The sequence below is a fragment of the Citrobacter sp. RHB25-C09 genome (assembly GCF_013836145.1).
GTDB lineage: Bacteria > Pseudomonadota > Gammaproteobacteria > Enterobacterales > Enterobacteriaceae > Citrobacter_A.
The window spans coordinates 2289171-2314904 of record NZ_CP057483.1 but is presented as its reverse complement, the minus strand read 5'-3'; the positions used below and the strand labels follow the sequence as shown (position 1 = coordinate 2314904).

At 52.6% G+C, this 25734-nt stretch carries 24 protein-coding genes; 11 read left to right on the top strand and 13 right to left on the bottom strand.

The annotated features are described in order from the left end of the window. Positions 1 to 46: 46 nt before the first annotated feature. From topA to acnA, 6 genes are all read left to right on the top strand, one after another. Positions 47 to 2644 (top strand): type I DNA topoisomerase, encoded by a 2598-nt coding sequence (topA, locus tag HVY19_RS10760; protein WP_181680599.1) that lies wholly within the window; start codon positions 47 to 49, stop codon positions 2642 to 2644. 215 nt (positions 2645 to 2859) lie between these two features. Beyond that, positions 2860 to 3834: an HTH-type transcriptional regulator CysB gene (cysB, locus tag HVY19_RS10755; protein ID WP_181680598.1), complete on the top strand. Its 975-nt coding sequence runs from the start codon at positions 2860 to 2862 to the stop codon at positions 3832 to 3834. A 303-nt stretch (positions 3835 to 4137) separates the two neighbouring features. Next, positions 4138 to 4269, top strand: coding sequence for a YmiA family putative membrane protein (locus HVY19_RS10750; RefSeq protein WP_220132924.1), 132 nt, complete (start codon positions 4138 to 4140; stop codon positions 4267 to 4269). Next, positions 4270 to 4440 (top strand): hypothetical protein, encoded by a 171-nt coding sequence (locus HVY19_RS10745; RefSeq protein WP_181680596.1) that lies wholly within the window; start codon positions 4270 to 4272, stop codon positions 4438 to 4440. It abuts the gene before it with no gap. 126 nt (positions 4441 to 4566) lie between these two features. Continuing rightward, the gene (ymiC, locus tag HVY19_RS20765; RefSeq protein WP_249419072.1) at positions 4567 to 4662 is read left to right on the top strand and encodes a small membrane protein YmiC; all 96 of its coding nucleotides are present in this window, start codon (positions 4567 to 4569) and stop codon (positions 4660 to 4662) included. 164 nt (positions 4663 to 4826) lie between these two features. Continuing rightward, entirely contained in the window at positions 4827 to 7502 is a 2676-nt protein-coding gene (gene acnA / locus HVY19_RS10740; RefSeq protein ID WP_181680595.1) for an aconitate hydratase AcnA, read from the top strand. 56 nt (positions 7503 to 7558) lie between these two features. Here the strand turns inward: acnA and ribA are convergent, their stop codons facing one another. Then, positions 7559 to 8146 carry a GTP cyclohydrolase II gene (gene ribA / locus HVY19_RS10735; RefSeq protein WP_181680594.1) on the bottom strand — a complete coding sequence of 196 codons (588 nt, stop codon included), beginning with the start codon at positions 8144 to 8146 and terminating at the stop codon, positions 7559 to 7561. Between the two features lie 194 nt (positions 8147 to 8340). Between ribA and pgpB the strand changes: the two genes are divergently transcribed. The 5 genes from pgpB (at position 8341) to yciH (ending at position 11976) form a co-directional block, all read left to right on the top strand. Then, on the top strand, positions 8341 to 9105 hold the full coding sequence (gene pgpB / locus HVY19_RS10730) for a phosphatidylglycerophosphatase B (protein WP_181680593.1): 765 nt from the start codon (positions 8341 to 8343) through the stop codon (positions 9103 to 9105). 150 nt (positions 9106 to 9255) lie between these two features. Further along, positions 9256 to 9564, top strand: a complete 309-nt coding sequence (locus tag HVY19_RS10725) for a LapA family protein (protein WP_181680592.1) — start codon at positions 9256 to 9258, stop codon at positions 9562 to 9564. A 6-nt stretch (positions 9565 to 9570) separates the two neighbouring features. Next, the gene (gene lapB / locus HVY19_RS10720) at positions 9571 to 10740 is read left to right on the top strand and encodes a lipopolysaccharide assembly protein LapB (protein WP_181680591.1); all 1170 of its coding nucleotides are present in this window, start codon (positions 9571 to 9573) and stop codon (positions 10738 to 10740) included. 172 nt (positions 10741 to 10912) lie between these two features. Then, positions 10913 to 11650 carry an orotidine-5'-phosphate decarboxylase gene (gene pyrF, locus HVY19_RS10715; protein ID WP_181680590.1) on the top strand — a complete coding sequence of 246 codons (738 nt, stop codon included), beginning with the start codon at positions 10913 to 10915 and terminating at the stop codon, positions 11648 to 11650. After that, the gene (gene yciH, locus HVY19_RS10710; RefSeq protein WP_181684263.1) at positions 11650 to 11976 is read left to right on the top strand and encodes a stress response translation initiation inhibitor YciH; all 327 of its coding nucleotides are present in this window, start codon (positions 11650 to 11652) and stop codon (positions 11974 to 11976) included. Before pyrF ends, yciH begins: the two co-directional genes overlap by 1 nt. A 106-nt stretch (positions 11977 to 12082) precedes the next feature. Here the strand turns inward: yciH and osmB are convergent, their stop codons facing one another. The 12 genes from osmB to sapA form a co-directional block, all read right to left on the bottom strand. Further along, positions 12083 to 12301 carry an osmotically-inducible lipoprotein OsmB gene (gene osmB, locus HVY19_RS10705; protein WP_181680589.1) on the bottom strand — a complete coding sequence of 73 codons (219 nt, stop codon included), beginning with the start codon at positions 12299 to 12301 and terminating at the stop codon, positions 12083 to 12085. A 258-nt stretch (positions 12302 to 12559) separates the two neighbouring features. Then, positions 12560 to 13309 carry a DNA-binding transcriptional regulator YciT gene (locus tag HVY19_RS10700; RefSeq protein WP_181680588.1) on the bottom strand — a complete coding sequence of 250 codons (750 nt, stop codon included), beginning with the start codon at positions 13307 to 13309 and terminating at the stop codon, positions 12560 to 12562. Between the two features lie 98 nt (positions 13310 to 13407). After that, positions 13408 to 13590, bottom strand: coding sequence for a hypothetical protein (locus HVY19_RS10695; RefSeq protein WP_181680587.1), 183 nt, complete (start codon positions 13588 to 13590; stop codon positions 13408 to 13410). A gap of 203 nt (positions 13591 to 13793) precedes the next feature. After that, positions 13794 to 15785, bottom strand: a complete 1992-nt coding sequence (gene pdeR / locus HVY19_RS10690) for a cyclic di-GMP phosphodiesterase (RefSeq protein WP_181680586.1) — start codon at positions 15783 to 15785, stop codon at positions 13794 to 13796. Positions 15786 to 16018: 233 nt separating this feature from the next. Continuing rightward, on the bottom strand, positions 16019 to 17953 hold the full coding sequence (locus HVY19_RS10685; protein ID WP_181680585.1) for an exoribonuclease II: 1935 nt from the start codon (positions 17951 to 17953) through the stop codon (positions 16019 to 16021). Between the two features lie 90 nt (positions 17954 to 18043). Then, positions 18044 to 19195: a CMD domain-containing protein gene (locus tag HVY19_RS10680; protein WP_181680584.1), complete on the bottom strand. Its 1152-nt coding sequence runs from the start codon at positions 19193 to 19195 to the stop codon at positions 18044 to 18046. A gap of 200 nt (positions 19196 to 19395) precedes the next feature. After that, a complete protein-coding gene (fabI, locus tag HVY19_RS10675) occupies positions 19396 to 20184 on the bottom strand; it encodes an enoyl-ACP reductase FabI (protein WP_181680583.1) in 789 nt (262 codons plus the stop codon). 118 nt (positions 20185 to 20302) lie between these two features. Beyond that, on the bottom strand, positions 20303 to 21109 hold the full coding sequence (gene sapF / locus HVY19_RS10670) for a peptide ABC transporter ATP-binding protein SapF (RefSeq protein WP_181680582.1): 807 nt from the start codon (positions 21107 to 21109) through the stop codon (positions 20303 to 20305). 1 nt (position 21110) lies between these two features. Then, positions 21111 to 22103 (bottom strand): peptide ABC transporter ATP-binding protein SapD, encoded by a 993-nt coding sequence (sapD, locus tag HVY19_RS10665; protein ID WP_181680581.1) that lies wholly within the window; start codon positions 22101 to 22103, stop codon positions 21111 to 21113. Then, positions 22103 to 22993, bottom strand: a complete 891-nt coding sequence (gene sapC, locus HVY19_RS10660; RefSeq protein WP_181680580.1) for a peptide ABC transporter permease SapC — start codon at positions 22991 to 22993, stop codon at positions 22103 to 22105. Before sapC ends, sapD begins: the two co-directional genes overlap by 1 nt. After that, positions 22980 to 23945: a peptide ABC transporter permease SapB gene (gene sapB, locus HVY19_RS10655; protein ID WP_181680579.1), complete on the bottom strand. Its 966-nt coding sequence runs from the start codon at positions 23943 to 23945 to the stop codon at positions 22980 to 22982. Before sapB ends, sapC begins: the two co-directional genes overlap by 14 nt. Next, positions 23942 to 25585, bottom strand: coding sequence for an ABC transporter substrate-binding protein SapA (gene sapA / locus HVY19_RS10650; RefSeq protein WP_181680578.1), 1644 nt, complete (start codon positions 25583 to 25585; stop codon positions 23942 to 23944). Before sapA ends, sapB begins: the two co-directional genes overlap by 4 nt. Positions 25586 to 25734 lie beyond the last annotated feature (149 nt).

Here is a 25734-nt window from a genome sequence, read left to right as displayed (position 1 = left end):
CAACGGCGACGCATTCCTGGAAGAATCAAATTAGGTAAAGGTGAATATGGGTAAAGCTCTTGTCATCGTTGAGTCCCCGGCAAAAGCCAAAACAATCAACAAGTATCTGGGTAGCGACTACGTGGTTAAGTCCAGCGTGGGTCATATCCGTGATTTGCCGACCAGTGGCTCAACCGCTAAAAAGAGCGCCGACTCTACCTCCACCAAAACGGCTAAAAAGCCCAAAAAGGATGAACGTGGCGCGCTTGTCAACCGAATGGGAGTTGACCCGTGGCACGACTGGGATGCGCACTATGAAGTGCTGCCCGGTAAAGAGAAGGTTGTCTCTGAACTGAAACAGTTGGCAGAAAAAGCCGACCACATCTATCTCGCAACCGACCTTGACCGCGAAGGGGAAGCCATTGCATGGCACCTGCGGGAAGTGATCGGGGGTGATGACACACGCTACAGCCGCGTCGTGTTTAACGAAATTACCAAAAACGCGATTCGCCAGGCGTTCGAAAAGCCGGGTGAACTGAATATTGACCGCGTTAACGCCCAGCAGGCGCGTCGCTTCATGGACCGCGTTGTGGGGTACATGGTGTCTCCGCTGTTGTGGAAAAAAATCGCCCGTGGTCTGTCAGCCGGTCGCGTACAGTCAGTTGCTGTGCGACTGGTTGTTGAGCGTGAACGCGAAATCAAAGCGTTCGTTCCGGAAGAGTTCTGGGAAATTGACGCCAGCACCAACACGCCGTCGGGTGATGCTCTGCCGCTGCAGGTCACTCATCAGAATGACAAGCCGTTCCGTCCGGTTAACCGTGAGCAGACGCTTGCTGCGGTGAGCCTGCTGGAAAAAGCCAGCTATAGCGTGCTGGAGCGTGAAGACAAGCCGACCAGCAGCAAGCCAGGCGCGCCGTTTATCACCTCTACATTGCAACAGGCGGCCAGTACCCGTCTGGGCTTTGGGGTGAAGAAAACCATGATGATGGCACAGCGACTGTATGAGGCGGGCTATATCACCTATATGCGTACTGACTCGACGAATTTGAGTCAGGATGCGGTGAGCATGGTTCGTGGTTATATCAGCGACAACTTCGGTAAGAAATACCTGCCGGAGAGTCCGAATCAGTACGCCAGCAAAGAAAACTCGCAGGAAGCGCACGAAGCGATTCGTCCTTCCGATGTGGCCGTGCAGGCGGAAGCGTTGAAAGATATGGAAGCCGACGCGCAGAAACTGTACCAGCTGATCTGGCGACAGTTTGTGGCCTGTCAGATGACGCCTGCGCAATACGACTCCACCACGCTGACCGTTGGCGCGGGGGATTTCCGCCTGAAAGCCCGTGGCCGTATCTTGCGTTTCGACGGCTGGACGAAGGTTATGCCTGCGCTGCGCAAAGGCGATGAAGATCGTACGCTGCCAGCGGTGAGTAAAGGTGATGCGTTAACGCTGATCGAACTGACGCCCGCGCAGCACTTTACCAAACCGCCAGCGCGCTTCAGCGAAGCGTCTCTGGTAAAAGAGCTTGAGAAACGCGGTATCGGCCGTCCGTCGACCTATGCGTCAATCATTTCGACCATTCAGGATCGCGGCTATGTGCGCGTGGAAAACCGTCGCTTCTATGCGGAAAAAATGGGTGAGATTGTCACCGACCGCCTGGAAGAGAACTTCCGCGAGCTGATGAACTACGATTTTACCGCACAGATGGAAAACAGCCTCGATCAGGTTGCCAACCACGAAGCGGAGTGGAAAAGGGTTCTCGACACCTTCTTTAGCGACTTTACCCAACATCTGGAAAAGGCCGAGAAAGATCCGGAAGAGGGCGGGATGCGCCCGAATCAGATGGTGCTGACGAGCATTGATTGTCCAACCTGCGGTCGCAAAATGGGCATTCGTACCGCCAGTACGGGCGTGTTCCTCGGCTGCTCCGGCTATGCGTTGTCGCCAAAAGAACGTTGCAAAACCACCATTAACCTGGTGCCGGAAAACGAAGTCCTGAATGTGCTGGAGGGTGATGACGCTGAGACGAACGCCCTGCGTGCTAAACGTCGTTGTCAGAAGTGTGGCACCGCAATGGACAGCTACCTGATTGATCCGAAGCGTAAGCTGCATGTCTGTGGCAATAACCCGACCTGCGATGGCTACGAGATCGAAGAGGGTGAGTTCCGCATTAAAGGCTATGATGGCCCGATTGTTGAGTGTGAAAAATGTGGTTCTGAAATGCACCTGAAGATGGGGCGTTTTGGCAAATACATGGCCTGTACCAACGACGAGTGCAAAAACACCCGTAAGATCCTGCGTAACGGTGAAGTTGCGCCACCGAAGGAAGATCCGGTACCGCTGCCTGAGTTGCCGTGTGAAAAATCGGATGCTTATTTCGTGTTGCGTGATGGTGCTGCTGGTGTGTTCCTTGCAGCCAATACGTTCCCGAAATCCCGTGAGACGCGAGCGCCGCTGGTTGAAGAGTTGTATCGCTTCCGCGACCGTCTGCCGGAAAAACTGCGCTATCTGGCCGATGCGCCACAGCAGGATCCGGAAGGTAATAAGACGCTGGTGCGCTTTAGCCGTAAAACCAAGCAGCAATATGTTGCAGCGGAAAAAGACGGAAAAGCGACCGGATGGTCCGCCTTCTTCGTCGACGGCAAATGGGTTGAAGGTAAGAAGTAACCCGTTTTCGTTCATGAAGCTGATAAGGGTCGCGCAAGCGGCCCTTTTTTTGTTTATATAGCCGCCTTATTATTTTTTATTCACATCTATACAGCACTGCTATAAATGATATAGTGGTTATAGTTAATCTCTTTTTTATTATAAAATCGTATTAGCAGCTCGCGAGAGTGAGTGGCAAAACGATGCCCTGATGGCGCTAATCTGGATGGTTTAACATGAAATTACAGCAGCTTCGCTATATTGTTGAGGTGGTGAACCACAACCTTAATGTCTCCTCAACGGCGGAAGGACTTTATACCTCTCAACCAGGCATCAGTAAGCAGGTCCGTATGCTGGAAGATGAGTTAGGCATCCAGATTTTTGCCCGTAGCGGTAAGCACCTGACTCAGGTGACGCCAGCCGGTCAGGAGATTATTCGCATTGCGCGCGAAGTCTTGTCCAAGGTTGACGCGATTAAAGCGGTTGCCGGTGAACATACCTGGCCGGATAAAGGCTCACTGTATATCGCGACAACGCATACGCAGGCAAGGTATGCGCTGCCCGGCGTTATCAAAGGGTTTATTGAACGCTATCCGCGCGTTTCCCTGCACATGCATCAGGGCTCGCCGACACAAATCGCTGAAGCTGTTTCAAAAGGCAATGCCGATTTCGCCATCGCCACCGAGGCGCTACATTTGTACGATGATCTGGTCATGCTGCCTTGCTATCACTGGAATCGTTCAATTGTGGTCACGCCAGAGCATCCTTTGGCGGGTAAGGCATCGGTTTCTATCGAAGAGCTGGCGCAGTACCCGCTCGTGACGTACACCTTCGGCTTTACGGGGCGTTCTGAACTGGATACCGCGTTTAACCGCGCCGGATTAACGCCGCGCATTGTTTTCACCGCGACCGATGCCGACGTGATTAAAACCTATGTCCGTCTGGGCTTAGGGGTAGGGGTGATAGCCAGTATGGCTGTTGACCCGATCACCGATCCCGACCTGGTTCGTGTTGATGCACACGATGTCTTCAGCCATAGCACGACAAAGATCGGCTTCCGCCGCAGTACGTTCCTGCGCAGTTACATGTATGATTTCATTCAGCGTTTTGCACCGCATCTGACGCGTGACGTGGTGGACACTGCCGTCGCGCTGCGCTCAAATGAAGAAATCGAGGTCATGTTTAAAGATATAAAATTACCTGAAAAGTAATCATCAGCGAATTATGTTCGGTATCTTATTTTCCGGAGATACCGAACAGGTTGTGCATCTATTTAAATGTTGTTCACAAAAGCCGTAAATTTTTCACAAAGTAGTGTCTAATTCCCCGTCTCGCAAATTTCCCTTTCCAAATATTTATTTTCCGTCAAAAGATTGATTTATTCACTGGAAACGATTCGTAAATTCGCTGGATTTTTGACTAAAGTTTCTTTAGGATTTGTCTCAACTATTGATTAATTGTACCGATTGTTTGGTGCCTGAATGATAAGCGATATCGATTGTACGGGGTCTGTAATGCCATCTGAAAACCAGGAACCGCGCCGGGACCCTGAACTGAAGCGTAAAGCCTGGCTTGCCGTTTTCCTTGGCTCTGCGCTGTTTTGGCTGGTGGTAGCGCTGGTTATCTGGAACCTCTGGGGGGCATAAATGGTTGTTCAGGAACAGCAGCAGCGCGTTTTAGCGCCTTGTCAGCCCTGTGATGCCGTACCGGAGTCACAGAAAGTGCGCAAAAACACCGTCCCTGAGTCATGGAAGTTGACCCAGCAGCAACAGGCTTTTATTGATTTATTCGCGGAAGACGAATCCCGAAAACAATAACAGGCATCATTTCTGTTTTATTTTGTACGTGCTATTCATTTGCCGTACGCCTTTCATTAATACACCACAGCAATAAGTGTTGAGTCACGCTCAGCAGAATACATTGGACATACGTTGGTGTCGCCTATGCTTTTATCAAATATGAAATACTGGTCCTGGTTGGCCGCGTTCTCGGTATCGCTGCTTATGTGGGCTGAACTCATCTGGCTGGTGGTCAGCTAATCGAAACCTCGCTACGGCGAGGTTTTCTTTTGGCCTTTTCTCATCGTTTTTGCCGCTTTTACCATTTTGGGTTGTTATCAAAACGTTACAGTGGGTATGTGTTATCTTTAATATTCACCCTGAGGAGAATCAGGGCTTCGCAACCTTGTCATTAAGGAGGAGCTATGTCGTCAACCCTACGAGAAGCCAGTAAGGACACGTTGCAGGCCAAAGATAAAACCTATCACTATTACAGTCTGCCGCTTGCCGCAAAAACGCTGGGTGATATTACCCGGCTCCCGAAGTCACTCAAAGTCTTACTGGAGAATTTGCTGCGCTGGCAAGATGGTAATTCCGTTACCGACGAAGATATCAAGGCCCTGGCGGGCTGGCTGAAAAATGCCCACGCCGATCGTGAAATTGCCTACCGGCCTGCGCGCGTATTAATGCAGGATTTTACCGGCGTTCCGGCGGTAGTCGATCTTGCCGCTATGCGCGAAGCGGTTAAACGACTTGGCGGCGATACGGCCAAAGTAAACCCATTGTCGCCGGTTGATTTAGTCATCGACCACTCCGTGACGGTGGATCGGTTTGGCGATGATGACGCTTTCGAAGAGAACGTGCGCCTTGAAATGGAACGCAACCATGAGCGCTATGTCTTTTTGAAATGGGGGCAACAGGCGTTTAGCCGCTTTAGCGTCGTGCCGCCGGGAACGGGTATTTGCCACCAGGTCAACCTGGAGTACCTTGGCAAAGCCGTCTGGAGTGAATTACAGGACGGCGAATGGGTCGCTTACCCGGACACACTGGTCGGTACCGATTCCCACACCACGATGATCAATGGTCTCGGTGTTTTAGGCTGGGGTGTTGGCGGGATAGAAGCGGAAGCGGCCATGCTGGGGCAGCCTGTATCAATGCTCATCCCGGACGTTGTCGGCTTCAAACTTACGGGCAAACTCCGTGAGGGGATCACCGCAACAGACCTGGTCCTGACGGTGACCCAGATGTTGAGAAAGCATGGCGTGGTGGGTAAATTTGTTGAATTCTATGGCGACGGCCTGGATTCACTGCCGCTTGCTGACCGCGCCACGATTGCCAATATGTCGCCGGAATATGGCGCGACTTGCGGGTTCTTCCCAATTGATGGCGTGACGCTGGAGTATATGCGTCTGAGCGGGCGCAGTGAAGATCACATCGAGTTGGTTGAGAAATACGCCAAAGCGCAGGGCATGTGGCGCAACAGCGGTGATGAGCCGATATTCACCAGTACGCTGGCCCTGGACATGAATGGCGTTGAAGCCAGCCTCGCCGGACCGAAGCGTCCGCAGGATCGCGTTGCGCTTGGCGATGTGCCGAAAGCGTTTGCCGCCAGCAATGAACTGGAAGTGAATACTGCGCAGAAAGATCGACAACCGGTGGACTACGTCCTTAATGGTCAACAAGACCAGTTGCCAGACGGCGCAGTGGTGATTGCCGCAATAACCTCATGTACCAATACGTCAAACCCGAGCGTCTTAATGGCCGCAGGGTTGCTGGCGAAAAAAGCGGTCACGCTTGGGCTAAAACGCCAGCCCTGGGTAAAAGCCTCTCTGGCACCGGGGTCTAAGGTCGTTTCTGACTACCTGGCACAAGCGAAACTCACGCCTTATCTTGATGAACTGGGATTCAACCTGGTGGGATATGGCTGCACGACCTGCATTGGTAATTCCGGCCCGCTTCCTGAGCCGATAGAAACGGCGATTAAGAAGGGCGATCTGACCGTGGGCGCAGTGCTTTCGGGCAACCGTAACTTCGAAGGGCGTATTCATCCCCTGGTGAAAACCAACTGGCTGGCATCGCCGCCGCTGGTGGTGGCCTATGCGCTGGCGGGCAACATGAATATCAACCTCGCGACTGACCCCCTCGGTCATGACCGCAAAGGCGATCCGGTCTATCTGAAAGATATCTGGCCGTCGGCCCGGGAGATTGCCCGTGCCGTTGAGCTGGTATCATCTGACATGTTCCGCAAAGAGTACGCAGAAGTGTTTGAAGGAACGCAAGAGTGGAAGGACATCCGGGTTGACCGCTCCGATACCTACGGCTGGCAGGCTGATTCCACCTACATTCGCCTGTCACCGTTCTTTGACGACATGCTGGCCGAACCTGCTGCGGTGACCGATATTCATGGCGCACGGATCCTGGCCATGTTGGGTGACTCTGTCACGACTGACCATATCTCTCCGGCAGGCAGTATTAAGGCTGACAGCCCAGCGGGTCGCTATCTGCAAAGTCGTGGCGTTGAACGCAAAGATTTCAACTCCTACGGTTCGCGACGGGGCAACCATGAAGTGATGATGCGCGGTACCTTTGCCAATATACGTATTCGCAATGAAATGGTTCCCGGCGTGGAAGGCGGCATGACACGTCATCTGCCCGGTACAGAGGTACTTTCAATTTACGATGCCGCGATGCGTTATCAGCAGGAGAGCACGCCGTTAGCGGTAATTGCCGGCAAAGAGTATGGTTCGGGGTCAAGCCGCGACTGGGCCGCGAAAGGGCCACGACTGCTCGGGATCCGCGTTGTTATTGCGGAGTCATTCGAACGTATTCACCGTTCTAACCTGATTGGCATGGGCATTTTACCACTGGAATTCCCGCAGGGCGTGACGCGTAAAACATTAGGGTTAACGGGAGAAGAGGCGATAGATATTGTCGATCTGCAAAATCTGAAGCCGGGGGCGACGGTGCCTGTGACGCTGACAAGGAAAGACGGGAGTAAAGAGGTGGTACCGTGTCGCTGCCGCATCGACACCGGAACCGAGCTGACGTACTACCAGAATGACGGCATCTTGCATTACGTGATTCGTAATATGCTGACGTAGTTGCCGTGACACTGCCGGAGACGGTGCATTCGCATCGTCATCCGGCAAGGGGGGCATTACTTCAGCAAATGCCCCATTTTGGCGGCTTTGGTGTCAAGATAATGCGCGTTGTTGGGGTTGCGCCCAACAATCAGCGGCACACGCTCAACAATATTGATGCCCGCTTCGGTGAGTATTTCTACTTTCTTGGGATTATTGGTCAACAGGCGAACTTCATCGACGCCCAGCAGCTTAAACATATCTGCACAGAGGGTGAAGTCGCGTTCATCGGCGGCAAAGCCCAACTGATGGTTGGCTTCTACCGTGTCATATCCCTGGTCCTGTAATGCATAAGCGCGGATTTTATTGAGCAGACCAATGTTACGACCTTCCTGGCGGTGATAAAGCAGGATCCCGCGGCCCTCTTCCGCAATATGGGAAAGAGCAGCTTCAAGCTGAAAACCACAGTCGCAGCGCAGGCTGAACAGGGCATCACCCGTCAGACATTCAGAATGGACACGCGCCAGAACTGGCGTCTGGCCTGAAATATCACCAAAGACTAACGCGACGTGATCGTGCCCGGTTGCCAGTTCTTCAAATCCCACCATAAGGAAATCGCCCCATGGGGTTGGCAGTTTGGCTTCTGCCACTCGTTTAAGCTGCATGTGTTTCTCCAGATAATGCCGGCACGCGATGTTGTGCCGTTGCCTGTTGGCTTATCTTCTTATTTTGCCATAAGGCGACGGCGTTCACCTAATCAGTGCCGCGCAAACGGCAGGGGAATGGCACAAATCTGTCAATTTACCCGTCTACGGCATTTTCGGTTATGATTGTGGGACTTAACAGGAATGAGGTGTTAATGCTGTCAATTGCGAAACGAACTGCGGCCGGGACGGGACTCCTGTTGGTGATGCCTGTCGTTGTATGGATTTCCGGCTGGACCTGGACGCCAGGACAGGAGACCTGGTGGTTAAAGGCAATGTACTGGATGACCGAAACGGTGACGCAACCGTGGGGTGTCATCACCCATGTTCTTCTCTGCGCCTGGTTTTTCTGGTGTTTACGCTTCCGCTTAAAAGCAGCGGTGATGCTGTTTGCTATTTTGGGAGGCGCAATCGTAGTGGGGCAAGGGGTTAAATCATGGGTAAAAGACAGAGTCCAGGAGCCCAGACCCTTTGTGATCTGGCTGGAAAAAACGCACCATATTCCGGTTGATGAGTTCTACACTTTAAAACGTACTGAGCGCGGGAATCTGGTAAAAGAACAGCTCTCGACTCAGCAGGATATCCCCGTGTTCTTACGCAAGCACTGGCAAAAAGAGACCGGGTTTGCTTTTCCGTCCGGGCACACCATGTTTGCCGCAACGTGGGCGCTTTTAGCCGTTGGGTTACTTTGGCCGCGCAGAAGAACGGTCACCATTGCCGTTTTATTGATCTGGGCAACGGGCGTCATGGCCAGTCGTATGCTGCTGGGGATGCACTGGCCGCGTGATTTGGTCGTGGCGACGCTGATATCCTGGGTCGTGGTGACGCTGGCGACATGGCTTGCTCAGCGAATTTGTGGTCCTCTGACGCCGCCGCCGGAAGAAGCCCGCGAGATAGCCGAACGCGAGCATGAAAGCTGATCAAGGTTGATTTTACTGATTTTGCCCTTAAATCATGAGAAAGCTGTACGCTTCCCCATTTCGCGCACGCTGTGAAAATGGTAATTTATAGGGCTCAATGCGGTAAGTTGAACACGGTTTATTCGCTTCAACCACATAACGGGAAGTAATGTGAAATATTTACTCATTTTCTTACTGGTGCTGCCGATTTTTGTTATTTCGGTAACACTGGGCGCACAGAACGACCAGCAGGTCACGTTTAATTACCTGCTGGCTCAGGGAGAGTATCGAATCTCTACCTTACTGGCCGTATTGTTCGCTGCCGGGTTTGCCATTGGCTGGTTAATCTGCGGTCTTTTCTGGCTGCGGGTTCGGGTATCTTTGGCGCGAGCAGAGCGCAAACTGAAGCGTCTGGAAAGCCAACTGGCGCCTGCGACTGACGTTGTGGTGACACCTGCGACTCCGGTCGTGAAGGAATAATTCGTTATGCTGGAGTTGTTGTTTCTGCTATTGCCTGTTGCTGCCGCCTATGGCTGGTATATGGGACGCAGAAGTGCGCAACAAACAAAGCAGGATGAAGCTAACCGACTCTCGCGTGATTATGTCGCTGGGGTTAACTTCCTGCTGAGTAACCAACAGGATAAAGCGGTAGATCTGTTCCTCGACATGTTAAAAGAGGATACCGGTACCGTTGAGGCTCACCTGACTCTCGGAAATCTGTTCCGTTCTCGTGGCGAAGTCGATCGCGCCATCCGCATCCACCAGACCCTTATGGAAAGTGCGTCGCTGACTTATGAGCAGCGCCTGCTGGCGGTACAACAACTCGGTCGCGACTACATGGCCGCCGGGTTATATGACCGCGCAGAGGACATGTTCAACCAGTTGACCGATGAAACGGATTTTCGTATCGGCGCATTACAACAGCTCCTGCAAATTTATCAGGCCACCAGCGACTGGCAGAAGGCGATTGATGTCGCAGAACGCCTGGTCAAGCTGGGTAAAGATAAACAGCGTATCGAAATTGCCCATTTCTACTGTGAGCTGGCCTTACAGCAAATAGGCAATGAGGATATGGACAAAGCAATGGCGCTACTGAGAAAGGGCGCTGCTGCTGATAAAAACAGCGCCAGAGTGTCCATCATGATGGGCCGCATCTGGATGGAAAAAAACGACTATGCCAAAGCGGTCGAAAGTCTTCAACGGGTGATTTCGCAGGATAAAGAACTGGTCAGCGAAACGCTGGAAATGCTGCAAACCTGTTACCAGCAGTTGGGTAAAAACGATGAGTGGGCAGAATTTCTGCGCCGGGCCGTGGAAGAGAACACTGGCGCTGCCGCTGAATTAATGCTGGCGGATATACTTGAAGCGCGCGAAGGCCATGATACGGCGCAAATCTACATTACCCGCCAACTACAGCGCCATCCGACCATGCGCGTTTTTCATAAGCTGATGGACTATCACCTTAACGAAGCAGAAGAAGGGCGGGCAAAAGAGAGCCTGATGGTGCTGCGTGACATGGTGGGTGAGCAGGTCCGCAGCAAGCCTCGTTATCGCTGTGGTAAATGCGGATTCACCGCCTATACCATGTACTGGCATTGTCCTTCCTGCCGGGCCTGGTCAACCATCAAGCCAATTCGCGGACTTGATGGGTTGTAATTTTTTAAAACTCCGCACTTTAGTTACAACATACTTTTATTGATTTGTTATCCCTGTTTCGGCAATGGTGCCACATCGCTAAGCAGGGACGAAATCGCGCCTGTTCATTTTGGCCGCTGGCAGGTAGAATGCTCGCCGTTTACCCATTTGCCCTTAGCTAGAAGGCCTGGTTATGACGATTACTGCTTCATCTTCTTCCCGCGCGGTTACCGATTCTCCCGTCGTTGTTGCTCTCGATTATAATAATCGCGATAAAGCGTTAGCATTCGTTGACCGCATCGATCCGCGCGACTGCCGGCTGAAAGTCGGTAAAGAGATGTTTACTCTGTTTGGGCCTCAGTTGGTTCGCGATCTCCAACAGCGGGGTTTTGATATCTTTCTCGACCTCAAGTTTCATGATATCCCGAACACTACGGCGCATGCGGTTGCGGCGGCTGCAGATCTTGGCGTCTGGATGGTTAACGTCCACGCGTCCGGTGGGGCACGAATGATGACCGCCGCACGTGAGGCGCTGCTTCCCTTCGGTAATGATGCGCCGTTGCTGATTGCCGTCACCGTTTTAACCAGCATGGAGGCCAGCGATCTGGCGGACATCGGCGTGACGTTGTCACCGGCAGAGCATGCGGAACGTCTGGCTGCCCTGACGCAAAAATGCGGTCTTGATGGTGTGGTCTGTTCTGCTCATGAAGCGGTACGTTTTAAACAGGTCTTTGGTCAGCCGTTTAAACTGGTTACGCCAGGTATTCGACCACAGGGCAGTGATGCGGGCGATCAGCGCCGTATTATGACGCCTGAACAGGCACAGGCGGCCGGTGTGGACTTTATGGTTATCGGGCGTCCCGTTACGCAATCAGATGCGCCAGCGGAGACGCTGAAGGCGATCAACGCCTCACTCAAACAGAGGGCATGATGAACGATTCAAACAGTCGCCTGGTCTATTCCACCGATACCGGGCGAATAGATGAACCGAAAGCGGTTGCTGAACGCCCAAAAGGCGACGGTATTGTGCGAATTCAGCGCCAGACCAGCGGAAGAAAAGGTAAGGGCGTTTGCCTGATCACCGGGGTGGACCTGAATGATGCTGAGTTAACAAAGCTCGCCGCAGAATTAAAGAAAAAATGCGGTTGTGGCGGAGCGGTTAAAGACGGAATTATTGAAATCCAGGGCGATAAGCGAGATTTAATTAAATCTTTGCTTGAAGCGAAAGGAATGAAAGTAAAACTCGCTGGCGGATAAACGAAAAGCCACGATCATTGTCGTGGCTTTTATATTCTCTTGTGTAGTACAGACCAAAAAATGTTCGTATTTTATTATGAGCCGTTCAATCGTAGATGATTTACGATTATTTACCAACCTGATGGCCGATAATACCACCCACAGCGGCGCCACCCAGCGTACCCAGCGCGCTACCGTCTGTTAAGACAGCACCACCTACAGCACCCGCACCGGCACCAATCGCGGTGTTACGGTCACGTTTGGACATGTTAGAGCAGGCGCTCAGAGACATCGCCAGCGCAATTGCCAGCACCGCAGCGGTCATTTTTTTGCTCGTTACAAACATAATACTTTCTCCTGAATTAATGATTCACGGAAAGAAACTCTCTTTGACTATAGTTTAAATATTCGTCACTGAAAAAGTCATCCGTAAAACCTTATTGCGCAGGGTAATATCACGCAGGTGATAGTCACTTCCTGTTATATCGCTAATAATAATTTTACGACACCCACCTGCTAATAACAGGTAAATAGTCTTAATTGAGGAGTCGGAATAGTCTCAGAGCGCAGAGGATCTGCCATAGGCAAATTCTCTGCGCAGAGATTACCCAGCGTCGACGATATTTACCGTCAGGCCGGCTTTTTCCATCTGAATTCTATCGCGGTCGCTGATTTTGCTATCGGTAATAACGCGGCTGAAACGCGCGATAGGACCCAGCGTGTAGGGATGAACGGCGCCAAACTTCGAGCTATCTGTGAGCACGATGGCCTCTGAACCTTTTTCGAGTACCGCATTGACCACATCGGAACGCATCATATCGCGGCCGGTAAACCCTGTTTCAGGCTGCCAACCGTCAATGCCGATAAATGCCTTACTGAAATGGACCTGCTGAATAAACTGGCGGGTAAGGGGACCGACCATGCTTTCGCTTTTTTTCTGATAGATACCGCCAAGCAGGATCACTTCGCACTGCGTTTCTTTCAGTAAGTGCGCAATATAACTGCTAACGGTAATAATGGTGACATCTTTTTGTTCGGCAAGTGTCCGGGCCAGCAGCGCGTTACTACTCCCGTTTTCGATGAATACCGATTCACCAGGATTCACCAGCGATGCCGCAAATTCAGCCAACTGGCGCTTCAGGGTGTAGTTCGTCATCATCCGAGTTTCAACATCTTCGCTATCGAGAGACACGGCGTAGCCGTGTGCCCGGCGCAGATAACTCTGTTTTTCAAGCGTGTTCAAATCCTGTCGAATGGTGACTTCAGAAACGCCGGTGATTTTTGCCAGTTCAGCCACGCTGACCTGGCCTTTATCAATCACCATTTGCAAAATTGATTGTTGTCGGGAATTCATAACATTATTTTTTTATTGTGGTTTTTATACCGTGGATTAAACACGTGCGGTGGCAGCAACATCCAGACTTTGCTTGTCATCACAACGCTGCGAACAGATTAAATCTCCCATGGCGCTCTGGGTTTGCCTGCGGGTGATGCCGCTTCATCCTGTACCTTACTGAGCAATTCGGCTTTCAGAATTTCGAGATTATGGATGGCGGAGTGGTAATCACCGGCAACCAGAATATCCAGTACAGTATCAATACGCTCGGCAACCCGTTTTGCATCGAGATCGGTCATGGCGGTGATCCTTTATCAGACTCTTATTGCATTTAATGATGCAAAAAATAGCGCCAAAAGAGAAGGGAAAATTAAGGTTCGGTATAATCATTAGGGAATACTATATATAAGCTTATGCTCGCCATACTTCGAGCTGACTATGTTTTAGCTTCACTCACTCACCCCAGTCACTTCATTGAGTAAGCGACTGGGGATTCGTCCCCTTAACGCATTTTGTTGTTCAGATATCGCTTATACCAGCGCTCAAACACGGCGGCAGGCATCGGTTTGGCAAACAGAAATCCTTGTCTTTCATTGACGCCATTTTTAGTGAGAAACGCATCCTCTTTGCGACTTTCGACACCTTCCGCAATGACCTGGAGATTGAGCGCCTGTGCGACGGCGACAATGGCGCGCACCATAGATTGCGAAACAGACTGCTTATGTATGTCCCTGACGAAGGCCTGATCGAGTTTTATCGCATCAATCGGGAAGCGCGCCAACTGGGATAAAGAGGAATAGCCCGTGCCAAAATCGTCGAGATGCACCTGGGCGCCTAATTTACTGAACTGCTGGATCACGGAAAGAGCGAGGGATTCATTCTCGATCAGACAACTTTCTGTTAGCTCAACATCAATAGGGCAATATTCAAAATTGAGTTCCTGCAGCACCTGCTTCAGATCGGTAAAAAGTGTCTGGTCAGCAAGCTGACGGGCTGAGATATTCACCGCTACCCGAAGATTTATTCCTTTATTCCGCCATTTCGCCACCTGGCGAACCACGTCGATGATGACCCAACGCCCAAGCGGTACGATTAACCCGGATTCTTCCGCATAGGAGATAAAATCGTTTGGCGGAATAAGACCGCGTTCAGGAGACTGCCAGCGAACCAGTGCCTCCAGACTTCTAACCTCGCCGCGCCATGTGATCTTGGGTTGATAGTGAATCACGAGCTGATCGTTGTCGAGCGCTTTACGTAAGTTGGTATCCAACCAGAGATACTCGAATACGCGCTCATTCATTTCAGGCGAGAACACGCAAAACTGTCCACGTCCGCCTTCCTTTGCGGTATACATCGCGGTATCGGCGTTACGGATCAAATCCTCGCTGGTGCTGCCATGTTGAGGCGCCAGCGCGATGCCCAGCGAACAGCTGGTATAAATCTCAAGCAGACCGATGCGAAAAGGCTGGCGCAACCGGGTTAATATCCGTGAGGCCACCGCCTCCAGTGAACTCTGTGACGTATGGCTGGCCAGCACTATGAATTCATCACCGCCGAGTCGCGCCAGCAGCTGATTTTCTTCCAGGCAGCTCAACAGCGCTAGTGACACTGCCTGCAAAAGCTGGTCACCAAACATATGACCATAGGCGTCATTGACCTTTTTGAAATTATCGAGATCGAGATAGACAATTCCGACCTGACTGTCATCCGAATGCGAAACAGCTTGGTTAATCAGCTCCAGGATGGCATTCCGGTTAGGTAAACCGGTAATCGTGTCGGTACTTGCCAGCACGCGCAAACGCTCCTGTGCGCGACGTTCTTCGGTGATGTCGGTTCCTGAACAGATAAGATAGATTTCGTTCTTACCGCTGCCGCTGTGAACGAATTTATTGCGGAACAAAAACAGTCTTTGCCCCTTTAGTGTCTTGACCCAGCGCTCCACTTCCCAGGAGTTGCCATTGCGGAAAAAACCACTCATGTTGCGATGAGAAGCGACGGCTTCACGACGACTCATAAAGAGCTTGAATACGCTTTGCCCAATCACTTCCTGTTCTTTGAGCCCGGTATATTCTTCACAAAGACGGTTGAAGCGCTGAATATTGCCCTGGCTATCAAGAATGACGATAACTGAATTAGCCTCGGAAACGACCTGTTCGGCAAATGACAGGCCCTTTACCAGATCGCGGGCGACAGAAGGGGTGTCGTGCCAGGCTGAAGCGCTCCCTGCCCATTGGTGCTTGCTTATTTTGCGGCCAACCAGATGCACAGGAATATCGCTGTTCTCAAATGGCAATGTCATCATCAGGCTTGAGGTAATAACCGTCATATCACGGATGCGCTGAGCTTGTTCAGGCGATAACGCAATCGCTTCTGCGTCATGAGTGGATTCGTTGACCGCCAAATGAAGAACGTCAGACTCATTCGATAAGTGCCAGTAAGGGGTGTGAGTACCCAAAAAGCTATACAACGTAGCGGACTCCTGGAAATCTTTCATGATTTACACCCTCCAGCATAAAGCGCGAACGTCCATGAATGGAAAAGCTAGCCAGATCACATACCAAACGAACGATGCGGAGAATAAGTTTAACTATTTCAACGTCATTGTGTTTTGGATAGGTGTCCAAAAATCACCAAATGACAATGTGAAGTGTAGCGGGTGGAAGGAAATCGGGAGGAAAAAAGAAAACGGCCTTTCTCACAAAAGAAAGGCCGCTGATAAACCGCGCGTCAGACAATCGGGCGGGCGATGATGCTTCGGGTTTCCATCCGCACTTCGGCGATGGTGACATCAATAACATCCGTCACTTTGTAAACCGTTTCACCTTTGATCTGTACAGTACCGTTTTCCTGGCTGCAAACCAGTTCGTCGCGAACGGCATTCAGGAACGGCGCCGGAATAAACGCTACCGCACCGTTATCGACCAGACGGACACGCATACCGCCACGGCTGATATCAACGATCTCTGCCGCAAAGCGCGTATCGGTCCCGACGTTGCCCTTCAGGAAACGGGCATACAGCCAGTCACCGACGTCACGTTCTGCCATACGGTTCAGGCGGCGACGATCGGTCATCTGCTGAGTGATATCATCCTGCGGACGGCTGACGCTTTCACCTTTAATCACCGCTTTCAACAGGCGATGGTTAATCATATCGCCGTATTTACGAATAGGTGAGGTCCAGGTGGCGTAGGCTTCCAGGCCCAAACCAAAGTGCGGGCCGGGATCGATACTGATTTCAGCAAAGGACTGGAAGCGGCGAATACGGCTATCGAGGAAGCCGGACGGTTGTGCATCCAGTTCACGGCGCAGCTTGCAGAAGCCTTCCAGCGTTAACACCTCTTCGGCGTTCACATGCATACCGTGGGATTGCAACAGCGCTGCCAGCGCGTCGGCATTCGCCGGGTCAAACCCGAGATGCACGTTGTAAATACCAAACCCGAGCTTGTCACGCAGGACGCGGGCAGCGCAGATATTAGCGGCAATCATCGCTTCTTCGACAATGCGGTTGGCGGTACGACGCGGCTCAGCCACGATATCCAGCACTTCGCCTTTCTCACCGAGAATAAAGCGGTAGTCGGGACGATCCTTAAAGACCAGCGCATGATGGTGACGCCATTCGCCACGGCTCAGGCAGATGCGATGCAGCAAGCGGATTTGATGAGCGATCTCTTCGCTTTCTGGCTGCCAGCTACCGGTATTTTCCAGCCAGTCGGAGACGTTGTCATAGGCCAGCTTCGCTTTTGACTCGATGGTTGCCGCGAAGAAGGTAATCTCATCCTCGATAGTACCATCGGCGGTGATGGTCATGCGGCAGGCGAGCACCGGACGCTCTTCATTGGGGCGCAGTGAGCAGAGATCGTCAGAGAGCTCTCGTGGGAGCATCGGAATGTTGAAGCCTGGCAGATAGTTGGTAAATGCGCGCACTTTAGCAGCGTTATCCAGCTTGCTGCCTTCAGCGATCCAGGCTGTCGGGTCAGCAATGGCGACGGTCAGTTGCAGTTTGCCGTCGGCCAGCTCTTCAGCGTACAGCGCATCGTCCATATCTTCCGTACTGGCGCTGTCAATGGTGACAAAATTCAGTGCGGTTAGATCCTGACGTTGCAGACCTTCATCCAGCATCTCAGTCGCAATGCCTTCAGGCGCTTCTTTTTCAAGATTGTGGCGCGCCAGGGTTACCCACCACGGCACGAAATGATCGTCGGCGAAGGTAATAAATTGGGTTAATTCAGCATAGAACGTGCGGTCGCCTTTCAGAGGATGACGGCGCATTTCTGCGACAGCCCAGTCACCTTCTTTAAATTCATGTTCCACACCGCGCGCAGCGCGGCAAGGGATAGCATCTTTCAGCAGCGGATGATCCGGCACGATGGACAGACGATCGTTCTTGCCCTGGATTTTACCCACGAAACGGGTCAGGAATGGCTCAACCAGTTCTTCTGGTTCGGCAGTCTCACGATCTTTGTCAGTATGGATCACGGCAATAACACGGTCACCATGCATTACTTTTTTCATCTGCGGCGGCGGGATGAAATAACTTTTTTGCGAGTCGACTTCCAGGAAGCCAAAACCTTTTTCAGTGCCTTTAACTACCCCTTCAGCTCGCGGCGTCTGGGAATGTAATTGCTGTTTTAGCTGCGCTAGCAGCGGGTTGTCCTGAAACATATTTGTCTATTTTCGTGGCCATAAGAGCGGCTGACAGTTTTACGCGAAACTCCCTGATGCGGCAAGCGCTCTTTCTGTTATTTAGCGGTACTAATATGTCTCACCCAGTGCGATTTTTAGCCGATTCAGCCAGCCACACAGGCCACTCCAGCCCAACAGATTAATCGTTTGGGAAACGGATCCGAGCTGTTGCTGTAGCGGGGTAAACTGCGCGGCGCTAAAACGATCTGGTGCGCGGGTGAGTAAATTTATCGCCTGAAAGAGCGGGCGTTGACTGGGCTGTTGTCGCTCCCACCGTTCAATCTCGCACTCATGCTGGCGTAAAGGTATGACAAGGGCAGTCTGTTCAGGGAGGCTGAGTGCCTGCTCGTTAAAGCAACTGACGCTGCCATTAATCCGCGAGGTCAACAGGTTGGCGAATTCATGACTGGCGGTTTGTGCAGATAAGCCGCTTTCCATAAGCCTGGCGAGTAAGGACAGGATCGTCGGCTGATGAACCAACACGGGAGCCAGCGACCTGAGCTTAGCGTTTGATTCAACGCGCAAAAGACATGCACTTTGCTCCGCATTGGCGTAAGGCGTTTCAACCGGGGCGAGTGCGGTATGCCAGGAGGCTTCTGGCTGTTGAAACGGGGTAGCACCAGCATAAGACTGCATATCCAGCCCAGGCAGCCAGCGTACCGCCTGCCCAAGGCTGGCCTGAAAAATAGCGATAACGCGAGCCTGGAACCCCACAAAACCCACGATTTGGTTAATTAACACTACATCCCAGATGGACAACCCTACGTCACTGAGATGCTGACGGGCGCGACCGTCGATGACGGAAGGGGAAATGGCAAGCTGGCGCGCATACTGGGTGATTTGTGCCAGTCGGTGGTTACTCTCGCGTGAGGAGTCAGGGCCGGGCAGGGGCGTCAGGCGGGCAGCGTAATGGTTACACAGCCGCTGAACGCCAGATACTTGTGCCACCGTAAGCGCTGTGCTCATGCGCTCATACGCGCTGAAGGTATGCAGGCGCGTCAGCGAAACATGAGCCGGGAATAGGGCATCGGCAAGTTGGCGAGCGGGCTGTAGCCAGCTTTTGTATGGCAGGAGATCTTCTTCAGAGAGTGCTAAATCCAGCAGCAAGCGATCGTTAACGTGGGCGGCTTCAGGGACTAACGGCAGCACATCCTGTGGCAAGGTACTGGACTGAGTTTCATGATACCAGTGGCTTTTGCCGCTATATCGGCGTTGTTCCATGGGCGTTCCTTGGTCTGAAAGTGGCGACCCGGACACGTCGTCTGCAAAATACGCCGGATCGTTTTCGCTGTTTTATCCTGGCGCAAGCGTGGAAGGGGATGAAAGATTGTTACGTGATAATAAATATCGAAAAGATATATTACGGAGAAAGGCGGGGAGTCTGGGCGGCAGAACGCCGCCCAACGTGGAACGCTGAAGAATTATTTCAGTTCCAGTTCGTTCATTGCGGCGATGCTGAAGCCACCGTCCACGTGTACCACTTCGCCGGAAATACCGCCGGACAGATCGGAACACAGGAAGGCCGCAGAGTTACCCACATCTTCAATGGTAACGGTACGACGGATCGGCGTAACCGCTTCGCAATGCGCCAGCATTTTACGGAAATCTTTAATACCGGAAGCGGCCAGAGTACGGATCGGACCTGCAGAGATGGCGTTAACACGCACACCTTCCGGACCCATCGCGTTCGCCATGTAGCGAACGTTGGCTTCCAGAGACGCTTTTGCCAGCCCCATAACGTTGTAGTTCGGGATAGCGCGCTCTGCGCCCAGATAGGAGAGCGTCAGCAGAGCAGAATTCGGGTTCAGCATGGAACGACATGCTTTCGCCATTGCCACAAAGCTGTAGGAGCTAATGTCGTGTGCGATTTTAAAGCCTTCGCGGGTGACAGCGTTCACGTAGTCACCATCCAGTTGATCGCCAGGTGCGAAACCGATGGAGTGAACGAAGCCGTCAAATTTCGGCCAGGCTTTGCCCAGTTCTGCAAACATCGCGTCGATGCTGGCGTCTTCTGCCACATCGCACTGCAGGACAATGTTTGAACCCAGTTGAGCAGCAAATTCTTCCACGCGGCCTTTCAGTTTGTCATTCTGATAGGTGAATGCCAGTTCAGCGCCTTCACGGTGCATCGCCTGAGCGATACCGTAGGCGATGGACAGTTTGCTGGCAAGACCGGTGATCAGAATACGCTTACCGGAAAGAAAACCCATAGCTTAAATCCTTATGTTATTGTTGTGGCGCCCGGCCTTCGATAAGAGCCAGCCGTCGTTAAAACGCGGCGATTCTATCACGAGACGCCGGGAGAGTTAATCCGACCACTGAGGTTGGTTAACGATCTTTTCGCCAGGCATCGGCAGTGAGCGCATCGCCAAAGTGTCCCGCAATCAAACGGCGGGTGAGTTCGTGCAGCGGCGAGGCCAGTACATCAGCGGTGCTACCGCGTTCGACAACCTCGCCCTGGTGCATTACCAGCACCTGATCGCTGATGTGTTTCATCATTCCAAGATGCTGGGTCACATAAATATAAGAAATACCCTGTTTCTCCTGTAATTCCAGCATCAGATTAATTAACTGCGAACGCATCGACATATCCAGCGACGCCAGCGCTTCATCGGCAATAATCACTTTCGGGCGTAAGATCAGGGCGCGAGCCAGACCCAGACGCTGTTTTTGCCCCGGTGCCAGCATATGCGGGTAATAGCTGACGTGGTCCGGGAGCAGCCCCACCATACGCATGGTTTCGACAATCTGCTTACGCCGCTGTTCCGGTTCAAGCTGGGTATTTAGTCGCAGCGGGAAGTCCAGAATTTGTGAAATACGCTGACGCGGGTTAAGCGACGTGGACGGATCCTGGAAAATCATGCGAATACGCTGACTACGAAACGAGTAATCACCGAATTTTAACGGGTGATCGTCAATCAACACCTCGCCGCTGGTTGGTTCGATCATTCCCACCAGCATTTTAGCCAGTGTCGATTTCCCGGAACCGTTCTCGCCGATGATCGCCAGCGTCTGGCGCTCACGCAGGGTAAAACTGAGGGGCTTAACCGCCTCAACGGTCTGGCGACGAAACCAGCCGGTACGATAACGGAAGGTTTTCGTCAGATTGCGTACTTCGAGTAGTGTCTCAACCATCTCACTCTCTCTCCATGTTTAGCGGGAAATGACAGGCGTAGAGATGGTTTTTCGCCCCCGTCAGACGCGGAGTTTCAATACATTCTCGCTGCGCATAGGGGCAACGCGGCCCGAGACGGCAACCAATCGGTAGTTGTTCCAGCAACGGGATAGCCCCTGGCATGGTATTCAGACGACTTTTATGCGGCATGGCGCTGCCAAAGTCAGGAATGGCGCGGATAAGCGCCTGCGTATAGGGGTGATGCGGAGTGGTTATCAGCTCTTTGCTCGGCGCAGTTTCTACCGTCTGACCACAGTAAAGGACATTGATTTTATCCGCCCACTGGCTGAGCATTTGCAGGTCGTGACTGATCAGCAGAATCGTGGTGTTGCTGTTCTGGTTCAGACGCGTCAGCAGGCGGAAAATCTGCGCCTGCGTCGTGGGCTCCATCGCGTTAGTCGGCTCGTCGGCAATGAGTAGACGCGGCTGGTTCGCCAGAGCAATCGCAATCATCACTTTCTGACATTCACCGTCTGTCAGTTCGTAAGGGAAGCTGCGCATCGCATCTTTATGATCTTTTATCCCCACACGGTGCAGCAGTTCAATCGCACGCCGTTTGCGCCAGCCAAAACGTTGCCACCAGCGGCCTTTGTAGGTCCAGGCAGGGATGTTTTGCATTAACTGTTGGCCGATCTTCTCCGACGGGTCGAGACAGGACTGCGGCTCCTGAAAAATCATCGAGACGTTATGCCCGACCAGCTTGCGGCGTTCACGAGCGGAAAGGCGTAACAGATCGATATCGTCGAAACGCATGCGGTCGGCGGTCACGCGCCAGTTATCTTTGGCGACGCCGCAGATCGCTTTAGCGATCAGGCTTTTGCCGGAACCTGATTCGCCCACCAGCCCGCGAATTTCGCCTTCGGTTAAGGTCATACTGACGCGGTCGACCGCTTTCACCCACTCATCACCGGTTTTGAACTCGATGGTCAGATTGCGGATATCCAGTAATGGCATTATTCCACCCCCGCAATGATTGCGCGGCGGATACCATCACCGAGCAGGTTTACCAGCAGGACGCTGATCATTATTGCTGCGCCAGGCAACATAACCGTCCACGGAGCAACGTAAATCAGTTCCAGCGCGTCGCCGAGCATCGCCCCCCATTCCGGAGAAGGGAGCTGGGCACCAAGGTCGAGAAAACCGAGAGCGGCGATATCCAGAATCGCCATCGACAGCGCACGGGTAATTTCAGTCACCAGCCCCGCAGTGATGTTAGGCAGAATGGCAAACCATAAGATGTTGAGCGTTGATGCCCCGTCCAGACGCGCGGCAATGACGTACTCTTTTTCCAGTTCGTCATGCACCATGCTGTAGACCGAACGCACCATTCTTGGCAGCAGCGCCAGCCAGACGGCAAACATCGCGTGGGATAAATGCGGTCCGGCAAAGGCGACGACGATAATCGCCAGCAGCAGCGACGGAATCGACAGCAGCGTATCCAGAATATGGTTCAGCACAGCGGAACGTAAGCCGTGGGTTGCCCCGGCGATAACGCCAAGCACCAGTCCAAAGAACGTCGCCGCGACCGTAACAACAAACGCGCCGCCCACCGTCGGGGCCGCACCGCTCAGCAGGCGGCTCAGCACGTCACGACCCAGATCGTCGGTACCGAGGAAAAAGGAGACTTCGCCATAACGTGACCACGACGGCGGCAGCAGTTGGTAGCCAAGAAATTGTTGATCGATACCATACGGTGCAAACCAACCGCCGAAGACGCACAGTATCACCAGCCCCGCACAGCCATACAGGCCGATCATGGCGGTGGTATCACCATAAAATTTGCGCCAGGCGGTGCGCAGCGTTCCCGGCGGGCGCTTTTCGCTATAAACGCTATCGGAAGGCATACCATTCCTTATGTTTCAGAGGGTTAGCCATAGCACCCAAAATATCAGAAATCACGTTGACGATAATGACCAGCGAACCGATGACCATCACCCCTGCGGAAATTGCCGCGTAATCCTGCTGACGGATGGCGTTGATCAACCAACGGCCGAGTCCCGGCCAACTGAACACCATCTCGGTGATCATCGCCAGCGTCAGCATGGTGGAAAATTGTAGACCCAGGCGCGGAATCACCGGCGGCAGAGCATTATGCAGAACATGACGGCGCAGAATAGTGAAGCGTGATAAACCACGCGTCGCAGCGGCTTTCACATAGTTCTGGTCAAAAACCTCAATGGTGCTGATGCGCATCAGGCGGATCACTTCCGTCGTCGGTGCAACCGACAGCGTCAGAACGGGCAGAATCATATGGCGCAGCGCACTCATGACCATTTCATCGCGCCAGGGAGAATCAGAAATCCAGGCGTCAACAATCGCCAGCCCGGTAATTGGTTTCACTTCATAAAGCAGGTCGAAACGGCCAGAAACCGGCAGCCAGCCTAGGGTCAGCGAAAAGAATAGCGTGAGCAACAGCGCCAGCCAGAATACGGGAATGGAAAAGCCGATCAGGGCAAGCGCGCTGATTAGGCGATCCTGCCACTTATTGCGGGTGATACCTGCCAGCATCCCTACCGGAATTCCGACCATGAGCGCAAATCCAAACGCGAGGACGCACAGCTCCATGGTTGCGGGGAACACCTCTTTCAACTGTTCAGAAATCAACTGCCCATTGATACTGGAAACGCCAAAGTCCCAGTGCATGAGTCCCTCGAACCAGAAGACCCAGGCATTCCACAGCGATGCGCCTTGTAGCGGAGCATGAGGCGTAAAATAGCTCAAACTGAAACCGATAAACGTCAGAAAGAAGAGGGTAAACATCAGCAATAACAGACGACGCAGGGTGAAAATGATCATGGTTTTTTCACCTCGTCTTTTTTCTCGCGTGACACGCCAGCAAAAGAGGCGTTGCCAAACGGACTGAGCACCAGTCCTTTAATATCGTAGCGATACGCCTGTAAACGCAGCGAAGAGGCGAGCGGCAGAATCGGCAGTTCGGTTGCCAGGATGTTCTGCGCTTCATCATAGGCATCAATGCGCGCGGCGAGTTGCTGGGAAGAGAGCGCTTTTCTCAGTACCTTGTCAAAGGCCGGGTTACACCAGTGAGCAAAATTGGTTTGCGAATCAATCGCGGCGCAGCTCAGTAACGGACGGAAAAAGCTGTCCGGATCGTTACTGTCCGTTGCCCAACCGGACAACGTCAGATCGTGGTTCATGTCCATCAATCGCGCCTCCTGGAAACGACCCTCAACCGGCACAATCACCACATTGACGCCGACCTGCGCCATATCGGCCTGAATCAGCTCGGCCGTTTTCAGCGGGCTTGGGTTCCACGCCTGTGAACTTGTCGGTACCCACAGTTGCAGCGTCAGATTTTCCAGCCCCAGCGCTTTGAGTTGCTCGCGCGATTTTGCCGGATTGTATTCCGTAATTTTAGCCTCGTTGTCATAAGCCCACGAGGCGCGTGGTAAAATAGAAGCAGCGGTTTCTGCCGTGCCATAGTAAATCGACTGCATTAAACGCTGGTTGTTAATGGCCAGCGCCAACGCATGACGTACCGCGGGATTATTGAGCGGCGCTTTGTTGGTATTAAAGGCCAGATAAGCGATGTTCATTCCAGGACGCAGCGTCAGGCGAAGGCGCGGGTCGTCACGCAGGATCGTTAACTGGCTGGCGGCTGGCCAGGCCAGCACGTCACATTCACCGGTCAACAGCTTTGATAAACGCCCTGTACCGCCGGAGCCTAAATCCACGACTACCTGCGGCATTAACGGCCTGCCGCGCCAGAATTTGTCATGGCGCTGCAGGCGAATGTACTGCCCTGAGCGATATTCCGAGAGCTGGAATGGTCCCGTACCGACGGGTTGTCTGTCGAGTAACTCCTGGCGATCCTGCCTGGTCAGTTGTGTCGCATATTCGGCAGACATGACTGACGCATAGTGCGTTGCCAGATGCCACAGGAAAGAGGCGTCGGGCTGAGTCAGGCGGAACTCAACGGTGTGGCTGTCAAGTTTACGGACGCTTTGCACGTTATCTGCAAACTGAAGGCTGTCGAAATAGGGAAAGCTACTGCCATTCACGTTATGCCACGGATGTTTACGATCGAAAATCCGCTGAAAGGTGAAAACAACATCGTCGGCATTCAGTTTGCGCGATGGGGTAAACCACGCGGTTTTTTGAAAGGACACATCGCGGCGTAGATTAAAGCGATACGTGGCGCCGTTGTCGAGCACCTCCCAACTTTCGGCCAGTTCAGGGACCAGACGGTAGGTGTAGGGATCGACATCCAACAGCCGGTCATAAAGTTGCGCGGCGAGTGTATCGACGATCAGACCGCTGCTCGCTTTCTGTGGATTGAAGGTGTTGACTTGCCCGCTCACGCAATAGACAAAACCGCTGTCGCGGATATCTTCATGCGGAGTTGACACTGGCGCAGCCGCCACCTGACCCGTCAGGAGTCCAGCCATCACGCTCAGAGAGGATAAAACCAGGCGCATAATTTTTAAGATTTTTAGGTACGATTGACAAAGTGTATCGCACTATGGCTTGTCAGGTAAAAATGTCTGCAGGTAACTGCCGTAATTATGTGCAATTCCGGTCAGATATACCTGACAAGGTGTCGCCAGCCATGGTCCGGAATTCATAC